Annotated in this window: 15 protein-coding genes and 1 pseudogene; 6 read left to right on the top strand and 10 right to left on the bottom strand. The window is 65.9% G+C overall.

The genetic code is table 11. From position 1 onward, the window contains the following. Positions 1–85: 85 nt before the first annotated feature. A complete protein-coding gene (locus ACVMDN_RS42935) occupies positions 86–406 on the bottom strand; it encodes a PilZ domain-containing protein (protein WP_076825009.1) in 321 nt (106 codons plus the stop codon). A gap of 321 nt (positions 407–727) precedes the next feature. Between ACVMDN_RS42935 and ACVMDN_RS42930 the strand changes: the two genes are divergently transcribed. The 3 genes from ACVMDN_RS42930 to ACVMDN_RS42920 all read left to right on the top strand — a co-directional run bounded on the left by ACVMDN_RS42930 (position 728) and on the right by ACVMDN_RS42920 (position 4,464). Further along, positions 728–2,242 carry an AMP-binding protein gene (locus tag ACVMDN_RS42930; protein WP_076825041.1) on the top strand — a complete coding sequence of 505 codons (1,515 nt, stop codon included), beginning with the start codon at positions 728–730 and terminating at the stop codon, positions 2,240–2,242. A 144-nt stretch (positions 2,243–2,386) separates the two neighbouring features. Continuing rightward, positions 2,387–3,358 (top strand): S1C family serine protease, encoded by a 972-nt coding sequence (locus tag ACVMDN_RS42925; RefSeq protein ID WP_057016190.1) that lies wholly within the window; start codon positions 2,387–2,389, stop codon positions 3,356–3,358. A 23-nt stretch (positions 3,359–3,381) separates the two neighbouring features. Further along, positions 3,382–4,464, top strand: coding sequence for a carboxylesterase family protein (locus ACVMDN_RS42920; protein WP_076825001.1), 1,083 nt, complete (start codon positions 3,382–3,384; stop codon positions 4,462–4,464). 114 nt (positions 4,465–4,578) lie between these two features. Here ACVMDN_RS42920 and ACVMDN_RS42915 read toward each other — a convergent pair. Together ACVMDN_RS42915 and ACVMDN_RS42910 are read right to left on the bottom strand one after the other, a co-directional pair. Continuing rightward, positions 4,579–5,480 (bottom strand): annotated as a pseudogene (locus ACVMDN_RS42915) (SDR family oxidoreductase). A gap of 56 nt (positions 5,481–5,536) precedes the next feature. Further along, complete coding sequence (locus ACVMDN_RS42910) at positions 5,537–6,277, bottom strand: SDR family oxidoreductase (protein WP_076824999.1); 741 nt, start codon at positions 6,275–6,277, stop codon at positions 5,537–5,539. A 120-nt stretch (positions 6,278–6,397) separates the two neighbouring features. Between ACVMDN_RS42910 and ACVMDN_RS42905 the strand changes: the two genes are divergently transcribed. Both ACVMDN_RS42905 and ACVMDN_RS42900 read left to right on the top strand, forming a co-directional pair. Continuing rightward, positions 6,398–7,285: a LysR family transcriptional regulator gene (locus ACVMDN_RS42905; protein ID WP_076824997.1), complete on the top strand. Its 888-nt coding sequence runs from the start codon at positions 6,398–6,400 to the stop codon at positions 7,283–7,285. 63 nt (positions 7,286–7,348) lie between these two features. Continuing rightward, the gene (locus ACVMDN_RS42900; RefSeq protein ID WP_016841536.1) at positions 7,349–7,555 is read left to right on the top strand and encodes a hypothetical protein; all 207 of its coding nucleotides are present in this window, start codon (positions 7,349–7,351) and stop codon (positions 7,553–7,555) included. A gap of 73 nt (positions 7,556–7,628) precedes the next feature. On the opposite strand, the gene ACVMDN_RS42895 is transcribed toward ACVMDN_RS42900, so the two are convergent. The 6 genes from ACVMDN_RS42895 to ACVMDN_RS42870 all read right to left on the bottom strand — a co-directional run bounded on the left by ACVMDN_RS42895 (position 7,629) and on the right by ACVMDN_RS42870 (position 11,692). Continuing rightward, positions 7,629–8,306 carry a DsbA family protein gene (locus tag ACVMDN_RS42895; RefSeq protein WP_194295311.1) on the bottom strand — a complete coding sequence of 226 codons (678 nt, stop codon included), beginning with the start codon at positions 8,304–8,306 and terminating at the stop codon, positions 7,629–7,631. A gap of 36 nt (positions 8,307–8,342) precedes the next feature. Then, positions 8,343–9,080: a sulfite exporter TauE/SafE family protein gene (locus ACVMDN_RS42890; protein WP_051003131.1), complete on the bottom strand. Its 738-nt coding sequence runs from the start codon at positions 9,078–9,080 to the stop codon at positions 8,343–8,345. A gap of 216 nt (positions 9,081–9,296) precedes the next feature. Beyond that, positions 9,297–10,019: an LrgB family protein gene (locus ACVMDN_RS42885; RefSeq protein WP_057016186.1), complete on the bottom strand. Its 723-nt coding sequence runs from the start codon at positions 10,017–10,019 to the stop codon at positions 9,297–9,299. Further along, positions 10,016–10,402: a CidA/LrgA family protein gene (locus ACVMDN_RS42880; RefSeq protein ID WP_057016185.1), complete on the bottom strand. Its 387-nt coding sequence runs from the start codon at positions 10,400–10,402 to the stop codon at positions 10,016–10,018. The genes ACVMDN_RS42885 and ACVMDN_RS42880 overlap by 4 nt, the downstream gene beginning before the upstream one ends. Positions 10,403–10,805: 403 nt before the next feature. Continuing rightward, a complete protein-coding gene (locus ACVMDN_RS42875; RefSeq protein WP_076824994.1) occupies positions 10,806–11,252 on the bottom strand; it encodes a PaaI family thioesterase in 447 nt (148 codons plus the stop codon). A 5-nt stretch (positions 11,253–11,257) separates the two neighbouring features. Continuing rightward, the gene (locus ACVMDN_RS42870; RefSeq protein ID WP_057016296.1) at positions 11,258–11,692 is read right to left on the bottom strand and encodes an acyl-CoA thioesterase; all 435 of its coding nucleotides are present in this window, start codon (positions 11,690–11,692) and stop codon (positions 11,258–11,260) included. Positions 11,693–11,899: 207 nt separating this feature from the next. Between ACVMDN_RS42870 and ACVMDN_RS42865 the strand changes: the two genes are divergently transcribed. After that, positions 11,900–12,457 (top strand): TetR/AcrR family transcriptional regulator, encoded by a 558-nt coding sequence (locus tag ACVMDN_RS42865; RefSeq protein WP_028342569.1) that lies wholly within the window; start codon positions 11,900–11,902, stop codon positions 12,455–12,457. A gap of 81 nt (positions 12,458–12,538) precedes the next feature. On the opposite strand, the gene ACVMDN_RS42860 is transcribed toward ACVMDN_RS42865, so the two are convergent. Next, positions 12,539–13,024, bottom strand: a complete 486-nt coding sequence (locus tag ACVMDN_RS42860; protein ID WP_076824984.1) for a hypothetical protein — start codon at positions 13,022–13,024, stop codon at positions 12,539–12,541. Positions 13,025–13,122 lie beyond the last annotated feature (98 nt).

The raw sequence follows: 13,122 nt of genomic DNA, 5'->3' as shown, positions 1-13,122 counted from the left end.
GCGTGAACAATTGAACGCGCGGCCGATGTGATCGGCGATGGCCTGCGCCGAACGTCCATTCGATCATTGATTGATGAACGCCGCGCTAGGTCGCGCCGGCCGGCTCCGCGGCCGGTTCAACCGGCTCGGCTTCGGCCGTCACGAATTTGAGCCCGTAGGTCTTGCCGCGACGCCAGACCACCTCGCACGGATAGCGCTTGGCATGATCAGCGAGTAGCGTCAGCGCGAGGCGGTCATTCACCTCGAACTCGACCTCGGTGGTGATCTTGGCGCCGCCCGGCGAAATGTCGACCACGGCGCATTCGCTCTCGGTCGCGCCGTTGTCGACCGTGATCCAGGCCGCACGATTGTTGAGCTGGCGCCGCGGCTCGCGACTGACCTTGGTCCGTGCTCCATTGCTCGCCATCGTCGCCGTCCTTGAAGCCATTGGTCATTGAAAGACATTGCACGCCGTGCACGTCGCTCGACGCGCCCGGCACAGAACCGCAACGGCCACAATGCCGGCCCCCCGTAAAGCCTGGCTTAGCGCGATCGCTTGAACTTTACCGGAATCTTGACGGGGCTTTTAGCGAACAGGGATTCTGCAATTCCATCAGCGGGATACCGGCCGCGTCGGCAGCCATCGGCTTGACACGGAGACTGCACTCTTGGTGAAGTGGCGGCCGTGGCCTTGGCCACATCCCTGCAACAAGAGCGCTTCAAGCCGCCTTTTCCGACGGAAACGACCATGCTGATCCCCCTCGCCGACGTGCCGCGCTGGTATGCCGAACGCAAGCCCACGGATGCGATCGCCATCAGTCATGGCGCGGATGCGCTGACCTGGCTCGAGCTCGAGCGCCGCGCCAATGCACGGGCGCGCGCCTTCGCCGCCAAGGGCGTCAAGCCCGGCGACTTCGTCGCGATCGGGCTGCCCAACAGCAACGCGTTCTTCGAGACGACCTTCGCGGTGTGGAAGTGCGGCGCGACGCCGACCTCGCTGTCATGGCGGCTGCCGCGCGGCGAGGCCGCTGCCGTGCTCGAGATTCTGAAACCGTCGCTGGTGGTCGGCGGCGAGGCCGACTGGAATGCGCCGAATTCGCTGCCGGTGAATTTCGTGCCGGACGGATTCTCCGAGGAGCCGCTCGATGCGCCGGTCGCGCGCTACTGGAAGGCGATGACGAGCGGCGGCTCGACCGGGCGGCCGAAGGTGATCCTCGATCACAACCCCGCGGTGATCGAGACCACGGCCGAGGCGACGCTCGGCATTGCGCGCGACACCTCGCTGCTCAATCCGGGGCCACTGTATCACAATGCGCCATTCATCCTCTCGCACTTTGCGCTGTTCGGGGGCGGAAGGGTCACCGGCATGGTGAAGTTCGACGCCGAGGAGACGCTGCGGCTGATCGAGCGCGAGCGCGTGCAATGGGTGAACTTCGTGCCGACCATGATGCACCGGATCTGGGCGCTGCCCGAGGAGGTGCGCAACCGCTACGACGTCTCCAGCCTGAACATCGTGTTTCACATGGCAGCGCCGATGCCGCCCTGGCTGAAGGAGAAATGGATCGAATGGCTCGGCCCCGAGCGGATCTGGGAGCTCTATGGCGGCACCGAGCGGCAGGGCGCCTGCGTGATCTCAGGCACCGAATGGATGGCGCACAAGGGCTCGGTCGGCAAGATCGGCGAGACCGCGAAACTGCGCATCATCGGCGAGGACGGCAACGACGTCGCGCCCGGCGAGACCGGCGAAATCTATTTCCTGCCCAATGACGGCGCCGGCTCGACCTATCACTATCTCGGCGCAACGCCGAAGCGGCGGCCGGATGGCTGGGAGTCGCTCGGCGACATCGGCCGACTCGATGAAGAAGGCTATCTCTATCTCGGCGACCGGCTCGCCGACATGGTTCTGCGCGGCGGCGCCAACATCTATCCGGCCGAGGTCGAGGCCGCGGTCAGCGAGCATCCCGAGGTGCGCTCCTGCGTCGTGGTCGGACTGCCCGATCCGGAATTCGGCCAGCGCGTGCATGCAATCCTCGAGCTCGCCGACAGCGCCGATGCGCAAGCGATCGCCGACGGCATGGGCGATTTCCTGAAGGACCGGCTCAGCCGCTACAAGCATCCGGAAAGTTTCGAGCGCGTCGGCACCGCGCCGCGCGACGATTCCGGAAAGGTTCGCCGCACCATGCTGCGCGACGAGCGCGCCGCGTGGATCAAGGACAACCGCGCCTTCCGCATCATGCCGGCGCGTGCGGCAAAAACCGAATAGGTTCAATTATCTTGCGAGGGGCAGGTCTGCACGCCACATGAGCTGTGCAGGCTGCCCTGCAAGGTATATCATTCCATCTTCCCTGCCGGCAGAACCTCGGTCTACCTTGAGGTTCCAGCGCCCTGCACGCCAGGAGATCCCTTGATGCCCTCCACGACCGAATGGAAAGTGCCCGCGGCCTTTCAGCCTCGCCCCGAAGATTACCGCTACGATCTCGATCGCGCGCTGATGAGTGTGGTCGGGCTGCACTCGATCATTCCGCCGGATGCTTTCAGCGCCGAGACGCTCGGCACCGAGCGCGCCGGCAATGGCGTCCTGATCGACGACGGGCTGGTGCTGACGATCGGCTATCTGATCACTGAAGCCGCCACGGTGTGGCTGCATCTCGGCGACGGCCGCGCGGTCGAGGGCCACGCGCTCGGCTTCGATTTCGAATCCGGCTTCGGCCTGGTGCAGGCGCTCGGCCGGGTCGATCTCGAGCCGCTGCGGATCGGCTCGTCCGCGGCGACGCAGGTCGGCGACAATGTGGTGCTCGGCGGCGCCGGCGGCCGCACGCGCTCGGTCGCAAGCCAGATCGCGGCGAAGCAGGAATTCGCCGGCTACTGGGAGTATCTGCTGGACGAGGCGATCTTCACTTCTCCGTCGCATCCGAACTGGGGCGGCACCGGGCTGATCAACAATGCCGGCGAGCTGATCGGCATCGGCTCGCTGCAGCTCGAACGCGAGCGCTCGGGCCACGCCGAGCATGTCAACATGATCGTGCCGATCGATCTGCTCAATCCGGTGCTGGACGATTTGCGCAAGTTCGGCCGGGTCGACAAGCCGGCGCGGCCGTGGCTCGGCATGTTCACGACCGAGATCGACAACCGCCTCGTGGTGGTCGGCGTCGCCAGCAAGGGACCGGCGGCGCGCGCCGAACTGAAGACCGGCGACGTGATCCTCGCGGTCGACGGCGACAAGGTGACGAGCCAGGCCGGCTTCTACCGCAAGCTCTGGTCGCTCGGCGCGGCCGGCGTCGACGTGCCGCTGACCATCTATCACGAGGGCGTCACCTTCGACGTCACGCTGACCTCGATCGACCGCATAAAGCTGTTGAAGGCGCCGCGGCTTCATTGAGGCAAAGGGAAGAAGCAGCGGCGATGAGCGAGGCGGTGGTTGACGACATCGTGGCCGTGCTGCCGCCGCTGTTGCAGACGCTGGAATCGCTGTCCTTCGTCGCGCGCAACCTCAATCCGCCGGACTTCGATCGCGTGATGCAGATTGCGGGCGAGCCGGAGGAGGCCTTGCAGGCGGTGCGGCCGCGGCTCGCCGACTGGCCGGAGAGATTCGCGCACATCAAGACCGCGCTGGAAGCCGCGATCGAACCGGCGCTCGCCGGCTACGCAGGGCTGCGCGCTGTGCAGAACGGCGAAGGCGATCTGGTCAACGTATTCCGCGCGCTGCGCTATCTGCCGCGGGCGCAGGAGGCGCTCTATCCCTTGACCGAGTTGCCGCCGGTCAGCGGCTTCTTCATCGCGCCCGATCTGCGCGAGGATACCGAGCTGCAGGCGAAGCTCGCGGCCAAGCCCAACGCCGACACCGGAATCTTCCACGAGCGCAACGAGCCGGGCAGCCGCGGCGGCTTCTCGATGTACGTGCCGGAGTATTACACGCCCGACCGCGCCTGGCCGCTGGTGATGGCGCTGCATGGCGGCAGCGGCAATGGCCGCGGCTTCCTGTGGAGCTGGCTGCGCGATGCGCGCAGCCGCGGCGCCATCCTGGTGGCGCCGACCGCGACCGGCCAGACCTGGGCGCTGATGGGCGAGGACACCGACACGCCGAACCTGAACCGCATCATCGACCAGGTGCGCGCGCACTGGACGGTCGACGAGACGCGCACGCTGCTCACCGGCATGAGCGACGGCGGCACCTTCAGCTATGTGAGCGGGCTCGACGGCGCCTCGCGCTTCACGCATCTGGCGCCCGTTGCCGCGACCTTCCATCCGCTGATGGCGGAGATCGCCGACGCGGAACGGCTGCGCGGCTTGCCGATCTTCATCACCCACGGCCGGCTCGACTGGATGTTCCCGGTGCAGACCGCGCGGCAGACCCAAGGCCTGCTGTCGGCCGCCGGCGCGAGGGTGACCTATCGCGAGATCGACGATCTCAGCCACACCTATCCGCGCGAGATCAATGCGGAGATCATGCAGTGGATGAATGGTGAGCGAGCCGACAGCACCTGAGGGATCGTATCCCGTCATTGCGAGCCAAGCGAAGCAATCTATTGTCACCGAGCACGCGGGCAGATGGATTGCTTCGTCGCTGTCGCTCCTCGCAATGACGTTGCGGGGAGAAGATTACCCGTTCACTCGCGGCTTGAGCAGGTCGGAGAAGCCGACCCGGTGCAGCATCTCGTTGCGGACGCGGTCGATCACGCCGAATGCGACTTCGGCGCCGTCCTGCGTCGGATCGATGTGGACGCGGAACGGCCGCTTGCCGAACGTCGTATCGACGACCTTGACGATCGCGTCGGCGACCGACGAGGCGTCGGCATCCTCGGGCACGATCGCCGCGAACGCCTTCATGATCTCCTCGCCGAAGCCGGCATAGGGACCAGCCTCATATTCGGCGACGCGGGCCTCGTCGGCGGGACGGCCGGAATGCGCAAAGTGGTTGGTGCCGCCGGTGAAGGCGCCGGGCACGATGATCGAGGTCTCGATGCCCCAGCGCGTAAGCTCCCGGGCATAGATCACGGCCATCGCATCCATGCCGGCCTTGGCCGCGAAATACGGCGCGAGATAGGGCGGCGTGTGCCGCCGGCCGAAGAGCTGCTCGACACCCAGACCACGAGTCCCCTGCCCTGTTTGCGCAGTTGCGGCAGCGCCGCGCGATTGACGCGCTGTGTCGACAGCACGTTGACGTCGTAGAGCTCGGCAAGCTGCTCGGGCGTGAACGCCTCCGCCGGGCCGAACACCATGTGGCCGGCATTGTGCATCACGACGTCGAGGCGGCCTTCCTCGGCGACGATCTGCGCAATCGCCGCATCGACCGACGCCTGCGAGCCGACATCGAGCTCGAGCGCGCGCAGGTCGACCTTGTTGTCGCGCGCGAACTCCTCGATATCGGCGACCGCGGAGGCGTTGCGGCCGGTGGTGTGGCGCATCGAGGCATAGACGGTGTGGCCGGCCCTGGCGAGCGCGTTGGCGGTGAGGCGGCCGAAGCCGCTCGAAGCGCCGGTGATGACGATGACCTGTTTCATGACACGTATCCTTGTGAAGTCGGTTGAATGCGAGTTGGGTTGGAGATGTGCGGGCGTCAGACCAGGCCGCCATTGGCGCGGAGCGCCTGGCCGTTGATCCAGGAGCCGTCGGGGCCGGCGAGGAACGACACGACATTGGCGATGTCATCGGGCGTGCCGAGCCGCTCCAGCGGCACCATCTTGGCGAAGCGGTCGATCAATTCGTCCGACTTGCCGTGCAGGAACAGGTCGGTCGCGGTCGGCCCGGGCGCGACCGCATTCACCGTGATGCCGCGGCCGCGCAACTCCTTGGACAGGATCGCCGTCAACGACTCGATCGCGGCCTTGGTCGCGACATAGATGCCGTAGGTCTCGAGCTTGGTGCCGACGACGCTGGTTGAGAAGTTGACGATGCGTCCGCCGTTGCGCAGGCGGCGCGCCGCCTCGCGCATGGTGTTGAAGCTGCCCTTCAAATTGACCGCGACCTGCTGGTCGAACGCGGCATCGTCGCTGTCGGCGATCTTGCCGAGCTTCATGATGCCGGCATTGTTGACCAGCACGTCGACGCCGCCGAAGGCGGCTTCCGCCGCGTCGAACATGCCGCGCACCGCGTGGGCATCGCTGACATCGGCCTTCGCGGTCAGTGCCCGGCCGCCGGCGGCCTCGATCCTGTCGGCCACCGCCTGGGCGGACTTGGCGTCGCCGGAGTAGTTGACGACGACGGTGAAGCCGTCCTTGGCGAGGCGTTCGGCCACCGCCGCGCCGATCCCGCGCGAGGCACCCGTCACCAGAGCTACCTTGTTGGTTTGGTTGGTCATTTTCAGTCTCCCATCAGGTTGTGCGGCCGCGCCGCGTTCGTTGGGAGGACACTATGTCTTGGCACCTGCCGGATAATCGTACATGATCCGACATCACTATTCGTTAATACCGGATAATAGATGGACCGTTTCGACGCGATGCGCGTGTTCACCCGGGTGGTCGAGCGGCGCAGCTTTTCGCTCGCCGCCGAGGATCTGGGGCTGCCGCGCTCGACGGTGACGGACGCGGTGAAGGGGCTGGAGGCGCGGCTCGGCGTGCGGCTGCTCGAGCGCACCACGCGCACGGTCCGCCCGACGCTCGATGGCGAGGCGCACTACCGCCGCTGCCTGTCGCTGATCGCGGACCTCGAAGACGCCGAGGGCGCGTTCGGCGGCGCGCGGCCGAAGGGGCTGCTGCGGCTCGAGGTGCAGGGCACACTGGCGCGGCACTTCCTGCTGCCGAACCTGCCGGGCTTCCTCGCCGAATATCCTGATATCGAGATCAACATGAGCGAGAGCGACCGCTGGGTCGATCTGATCCGCGAAGGCGTCGACTGCGTGCTGCGCTTCGGCAAGCTGCCCGACAGCGACATGATCGCGCGGCAGGTCACGATGCTGGAGCGGCTGACTTGCGCGACGCCGGATTACCTTGCGCGTTTCGGCACACCGGTCGACCCGTTCGCACTCGATGGCCATCGCATGATCGGCATCCGCTCGCTGACGACCGGACGCCTGCGGCCGATCGAGTTCGTGATCGACGGCGCGCTGAAGCAGTTTCCGCTGCCGGCGCCGATGTCGGTGACCGGCCCCGAGAGTTACCTGGCGAGCGCCAAACTCGGCCTCGGCCTCGTGCAGGTGCCGCGCTTCCACGCCGAAGCCGATCTGACAAACGGCACGCTGATCCCGGTGCTGCAGCAATGCCCGCCGCCATCGGTGCCGGTAAACCTGCTCTATCCGCGCAACCGCCAGCTCTCGCCGCGCGTGCGCGTGTTCATCGATTACGTGATGCGGGCGTTCGCGCGCAGTTGATCGATCGCCGGAACCACAGCGAGCCCGGCGACGTTATGCTTCCGACACCGGAGGGATTGAGCGATGCGGACCTTTTTCGGCATGATTTTGGGCGCGCTGCTGCTGATATGCGGCGTCTACGTCTACGATTCCATGCGGACATCGAGCGTCGCCAATGGCGAGGTGGCGCAGGACACGCGCACCATCGTCAATTGGGACGTCGCAGCGCATGACTGGAACCTGCTGAAGACGCGCACCCGCGAGCAGTGGGACAAGATCGCGGCGAAGTAACGATTGTTTTCAAGCCGACACAAAAGCAAATGGCCTCTCGCCGGAGAGGCCATTTTCGTTGCAGGAAGCGCGATCAATTCTGCTCGGTCTTGCGACCCATATTGGCCTTGCGGGCGTCGGCGATCACCTGCTCGAACTGATCCATGCTGAGCACGCCTGGTACGCGGTACTTGCCGACGATGAATGACGGCGTGCCGTTGAAGCCGAACGCCAGCGCCTGCTCGTTGTTGCGGGAAAGGATCGCATCGATCGCCTTGGCGTTGGCGTCGTGATCCTTCTTCAGGCGGTCCATGTCGAGGCCGGCGCCCGAGAGCAATTCGGCGATGCGCGGCTCGGTGATGCGCGAATTGACCGAGATCATCGCCTCATGCGCGACGTCGAACTTGTTCTGGTACTTCGCCGCCAGCGCCATCCGCGCCGCGACCTTGGAGACCGGTCCGAGGATCGGCCAATCCTTCAGCACGAGGCGGACCTTGCCGTCGTCCTGCACCACCTGGCGCAGCTCCGGCGCGAGCTTGCGGCAATAGGGGCAGTTGTAGTCGAACCATTCGACGATGGTGATGTCGCCCTTGGGGTTGCCGATGTCAGGAATATCCGGATCGCGCAGCACCTGCTCCTCGGTCAGGACATTGTCGTCCTCGGCGCGTGCGGCGCCCGCGGCCATGAGCGCGATGCCGGCACCGAACAGGCCGAGCGCGCCGCGGCGGGTGGCACCGGCGTTGATCAGGGGCGATTTCGTCATTTGGTTCATGGCTGGCTTTCGCAAGAGCTCTGCGCCCTTCTTCGTTCAGGACACATTGATGTTACGCAGCAGCATATAGATCGCCACCACGATAATCACAGTCGCAAACACGATATTAAGCGCGCCGCGCCGTTCCGACAGGTGGCGGGCGCTGCTTGTGCCGAGCAGGCCGCCCGCGATGCCGCCGGCGACGAATAGCCCCGCCAGGCCCCACGACACCAGCCCGGACCACGCATAGCTCAGGGCCGTGGTCATGCCGAACGCGGTGACGGCCACCAGCGAGGAACTGACCGCGTTCATGATCGGCATCCCGGTCGCCAGCATCAGCGCCGGCACGATCAGGAAGCCGCCGCCGATGCCGAAGAAGCCGGACATGGTTCCGGTGGCAAGTCCGAGGCCGATGATCGCGGGCATGTTGGACATCGAGATCTTGACGTCGGTCAGCCCGACCCGCGCGCGGTTCTTCAGCATCAGGCCCGCGATGACCAGCATCACCAGCGAGAACAGCGCGAGCAGCTTCTGCCCCTCCAGCATCTTGCCGAGGATGGAGCCGCCGAATGCGCCCAGCATGCCCGACAGCGCGAACACCAGCGCGCAGGACCAGATCACGGTGCCGCCGCGGGCGTGGTTGGAGAGATTGACCGCGGCGTTGGCGGCGACCGCGATCGCCGAGGTGCCGATCGCGACATGCGGCTCCGGCACGCCGACCACGTAGACCATCAACGGCACGGCAAGGATCGAGCCGCCGCCGCCGACCAGGCCCAGCGAAAAACCGACCAGCATGCCCGATGCCAGCCCAAGCACGCTTTGAGTTGCGGAGAAGACCAAGGGGAACAGACTCGCGTTTGAGCCGGCGACCCTAGAAGGATTTGCTGCTCAACGCCATACCAATAGCACAAAACTGCCCTGCAGCCGAACTCTCTATATCAGCATGATCTCCACGCAAACGCGTTGCGTTTGTCGCGAGGGAAAACCGGTTCCCACTTTTCCGGATCACGCTCAGCGCAGCAGATATGTCACAGCCAGCGGCACCAGCAGCGAGGTGACCAGCGCATTCAGGCTCATCGCGATCCCGGCGAAGACGCCGGCGACCTCGTCGACTTGGAAGGCGCGCGCGGTGCCGATGCCATGGGCGGCGATGCCCGCCGCAAAGCCACGGGCACGGAAGTCCGTGATGCCGGTGAAGTTCATCAGGGGCGTGACGATGATCGCCCCCATGATGCCGGTGAGGATCACCGACACCGCGGTCAGCGAGGGATCGGCATGCAGGGATTCGCTGATGCCCATCGCGACGCCGGCGGTGACCGATTTCGGCGCCAGCGACAGGATGACGTCGCGCGGCAGCCCGAACGCCTGCGCCAGCAGCACCACCGAGACGATCGCCGTCAGCGAGCCGATCGCGAGCGCAACCAGCATCGGCAGGATCGCCGCCGCGACCCGCCGGCGATTCTCGTAGAGCGGCACCGCGAGCGCCACCGTCGCCGGCCCGAGCAGGAAGTGCACGAACTGCGCACCGGCAAAATAGGTGGTGTAGGAGGTCCCGGTCAGCAGCAGGAATACGCCGATGATCCACACCGAATGCAGCACGGGATTGGCGAGCGGGTGCCGCCTCGTCTTCAGCGACACCGCGTCGGCCGCCGCATAGGTCAACAGCGTCACCGTCAGCCAGAGCAGCGGCGACTGCGAGAGATAGACCCAGAGCGAGAACGAATTGTCGTTCACGGCCTCTCCTCCTCGCTCGAAAGCAGGCTGCTCGCCGCAACGAAGGTCGCAACCGTCGCCAGCAGGGTGACGATGACGGACACCGCGAGGATCACTAGGACCGCGATACCGTGCTCGGCGAGCAGATCGAGCTTCTGCACCACGCCGACGCCGGCCGGAATGAACAGCAGCGAGAGATTGGCAAGCATGCCGCGGCTCGCGCTCTCGACGCCGTCATCGCCGAGCGGCCCGCGCGCCAGCGCCGGAAAGCGGTCGCGCGCCAACAGCAGCAACAGCAGCAGCACGAGGCCAACCACCGGGCCCGGCACCGGTACCGCCAGCGCGCGCACGGCGACCTCGCCGACCAGCTGGCAGAGCAGGATCAGGCTGAGGCTGGCGATCATGGCAGGAAGCTCACGCGAGACATCCGCCTATCAGGTCGGTGTGGCGGGACCTTGTCAATGCGTGGGTCTTGGATGCATGCGCAGATCTTGGGCGCCGCCGCCTTCAAATCCGTCACACTTTCTCAGACCGTCATCCCCGCTTGTCGTCCCTGCGAAAGCAGGGACCCATAACCACCGCGCTCGGTGATGACCGGGATCGTGGCCCCAGCCAGCGCAACAATTGAGATTCGGGGTATTGGGTCCTGGCTTTCGCCAGGACGACACGGGGTGTGTGGCGCGGCCTGCATCCACAATCGTCGTCCCTGCGAAAGCAACACGCGCTTCGACCAGCTCCGTCCTCCCGAGGTGTGTGCCTTGCGCCGCAAGGCTCGCACCTCAGGGTGACGGGGAGAGAGTTAGCCTTCTACGACTCCCGCCGTGCCAGCGCCATCAGCGTGCCGCTCATGGTCGCGACCAACGTCTCGGCGCCGTCCTGGATCGCATAGGCGCGGCCGTCGCAGACGGTCAGCGTGCGGCCGGGCTTGACCACGACGCCGCGGAACACGAACCGCTCGCCGCGCGCCGGCGCCAGCAGGTTGGTCTTGAACTCCACGGTGAGGATGTCGGAGCCTTCGGGCATCAGCGTGAAGGCGGCGATGCCGCAGGCATTGTCGAGGCCCGCGGTGATGATTCCGGCATGCACGAAGCCGTTCTGCTGGCAGAATTCCGGCGCGTAGGGCATCGCGAGATCGACCTCGCCGGGCTCCATCCGCGCGATTGAGATACCAAGCGTCTGCATCGCGCGCTGGCGTGCGAATGTATCGGTCGCGACCGCACGGTAATCGGGATTCTTCGGCTCGAAGCGGGGCATGGCGGTTACGCGATTGCGGGCTCGGACGGCACAAGATGCGGCATCGCCGCGTAGCGGATCGCCGGCGCAAACGGCGTCGATCTGCGCGCGGCACGGTCGATATGCACGGCCGCGATCTCGCAGGTCGCTGCGATCTCGCCGGTCTCCGCATTGCGCATCTCGTGCAGGATACGGATCGACTTGTCGCGGAACTCGACCAGCCGGCTCTTGACCTCGACGAGGTCGCCGGCGAGCAGCTCGCGCTTGTAGGAGATGTTCTGCTGCACGGCGGCCATGCCGCGGCCGGACTCGCGCAGATAGCTCGGCGTCAGGCCGAGCCGCGCGAACATGTTCCAGCTCGCCTCGTCGAATTTGCCGACATACCACATGACGTTCATGTGGCCGATATGGTCGCAGTGCCAGGGATAGACCGTGCCGCGATAGGTCGCCTCGCCCTCCATCGGATCCCTCCTTCGATTTTTGATACGGTAGCGTATCAGGGACGAAGCAGGCTAGCAATACGGTACCGTATCAAAGCATGATCCGGAAAAGTGCGAAGCGGTTTTCCCTCGCGACAAACGCAACGCGTTTGCGCGGAGATCATGCACAAACAAGCGATTAATGCGCGATGACGATCCCATCGCGCACTATGGATGCGCGGAGATCGCATGACTGAAAGCAAAGGCGACGTCTGGGTCGCGGCCGGCTTCGCCGAACTCGCGCATAGCGGCGTCGACGGCGTGCGGGTCGAGGTACTGGCGAAGAATCTCGGCGTCACCAAGGGCGGCTTCTACCGCCGCTTCAGGGATCGCGCCGCGCTGCTCGAGGCCATGCTGACGCGCTGGCGCGACGGCCGCATCGCATCGATCGAGAAGCACACCGCGCTCGACGGCGCCAGCGCGCGCGAGCGGCTGAAGGCGATCATCACGCTGTATTCGGAGCGCATGAACACCGAGGCGATGGCGGTCGAGCTCGCGATCCGGCAATGGGCGCGCACCGATGAGGCCGCTGCCGCCGCCGCCGCGAGCGTCGATGCCGCGCGGCTGAAGAATGTCGCCCAGCTCTATCGCGCCACCGGGCTGCCGACTGAAGAGGCCGATGCGCAGGCCTTCCTGTTCTACTGCTTCATCTTCGGCCAGAGCCTGCTGTTTCTCGAGCGCGGCCCGCGCAAGCGCGCGCAATTGCTGGCGCAGTCGGCGGACAAGCTGCTGACGGAAAACCCGTAGAGAGAGTTGCAGCCAATAGAGCCGGTGTAAACGGAAAGCGGCCGGCTTACGCCGGCCGCTCGCCAAACTCGGTCGGCTCGCTCAGGCGCCCTTCAGGCGCTTGTTGCATTCGCTGTAATAGCCGCCGCCCTTCTGGATCCACTTCAGGCCGCCATTGCCGCCGGTGGCCTTGTTGGCGTTGTACTGGTCGACGCAGGTGTGCATGCGTCCCTTGCCTTCGGACTCCTTGGCGTATTTGGGATCGATGGCGTTCGGAAATACGGCGGGTCCTGCCGGCGCCGCCGGTGCCGCGGCGGGCGCCTGCTTGGCTTCCTTCGGCGCGGCCGGAGCGGGCGCGGCGGCTGCCGGCGGCGGAGCGGCGGGCGCCGCAGCCGGGGTCGCGTCGGCTCCGCACTGCGCCTTGCGGAAATCATTCCACTTCTGGCCGCCGAGGGTGCCGGCCGACTTGGCCGCCTGGTACTTGGCGCTGCATTCCTGCGCGGTCAGGGCCTGCGCCGGCGCGCTCGCCGCAAAGGCTGCAAAGCCCGACACCGCAAGCACGCACAACAATCTGGTCTGAATGGTCATCCCTGGTCTCCCGTCATCCCTGGTTTCCCGTTGGTTTCCCGTGGGGAGCATTGGCGTAAGACCATTATCCTAGCTCAACCCCGACTTGCGACAACGCG

The sequence above is a fragment of the Bradyrhizobium sp. USDA 4510 genome (genome assembly GCF_054059095.1).
The sequence above is the reverse complement of the archived record's forward strand: the minus strand, read 5'-3'. Positions and strand labels throughout refer to the sequence as shown.

Excerpts from the sequence above, each read along its gene's own strand:
- ACVMDN_RS42865 (WP_028342569.1), top strand. The coding sequence starts at position 11,900 with ATGACTGAAAGCAAAGGCGACGTCTGGGTCGCGGCCGGCTTCGCCGAA.
- ACVMDN_RS42910 (WP_076824999.1), bottom strand. The coding sequence starts at position 6,277 with ATGACCAACCAAACCAACAAGGTAGCTCTGGTGACGGGTGCCTCGCGC.
- ACVMDN_RS42875 (WP_076824994.1), bottom strand. The coding sequence starts at position 11,252 with ATGCCCCGCTTCGAGCCGAAGAATCCCGATTACCGTGCGGTCGCGACC.
- ACVMDN_RS42895 (WP_194295311.1), bottom strand. The coding sequence starts at position 8,306 with ATGAACCAAATGACGAAATCGCCCCTGATCAACGCCGGTGCCACCCGC.
- ACVMDN_RS42880 (WP_057016185.1), bottom strand. The coding sequence starts at position 10,402 with ATGATCGCCAGCCTCAGCCTGATCCTGCTCTGCCAGCTGGTCGGCGAG.
- ACVMDN_RS42905 (WP_076824997.1), top strand. The coding sequence starts at position 6,398 with ATGGACCGTTTCGACGCGATGCGCGTGTTCACCCGGGTGGTCGAGCGG.
- ACVMDN_RS42930 (WP_076825041.1), top strand. The coding sequence starts at position 728 with ATGCTGATCCCCCTCGCCGACGTGCCGCGCTGGTATGCCGAACGCAAG.
- ACVMDN_RS42900 (WP_016841536.1), top strand. The coding sequence starts at position 7,349 with ATGCGGACCTTTTTCGGCATGATTTTGGGCGCGCTGCTGCTGATATGC.
- ACVMDN_RS42920 (WP_076825001.1), top strand. The coding sequence starts at position 3,382 with ATGAGCGAGGCGGTGGTTGACGACATCGTGGCCGTGCTGCCGCCGCTG.
- ACVMDN_RS42860 (WP_076824984.1), bottom strand. The coding sequence starts at position 13,024 with ATGACCATTCAGACCAGATTGTTGTGCGTGCTTGCGGTGTCGGGCTTT.
- ACVMDN_RS42935 (WP_076825009.1), bottom strand. The coding sequence starts at position 406 with ATGGCGAGCAATGGAGCACGGACCAAGGTCAGTCGCGAGCCGCGGCGC.
- ACVMDN_RS42925 (WP_057016190.1), top strand. The coding sequence starts at position 2,387 with ATGCCCTCCACGACCGAATGGAAAGTGCCCGCGGCCTTTCAGCCTCGC.
- ACVMDN_RS42870 (WP_057016296.1), bottom strand. The coding sequence starts at position 11,692 with ATGGAGGGCGAGGCGACCTATCGCGGCACGGTCTATCCCTGGCACTGC.
- ACVMDN_RS42890 (WP_051003131.1), bottom strand. The coding sequence starts at position 9,080 with ATGCTGGTCGGTTTTTCGCTGGGCCTGGTCGGCGGCGGCGGCTCGATC.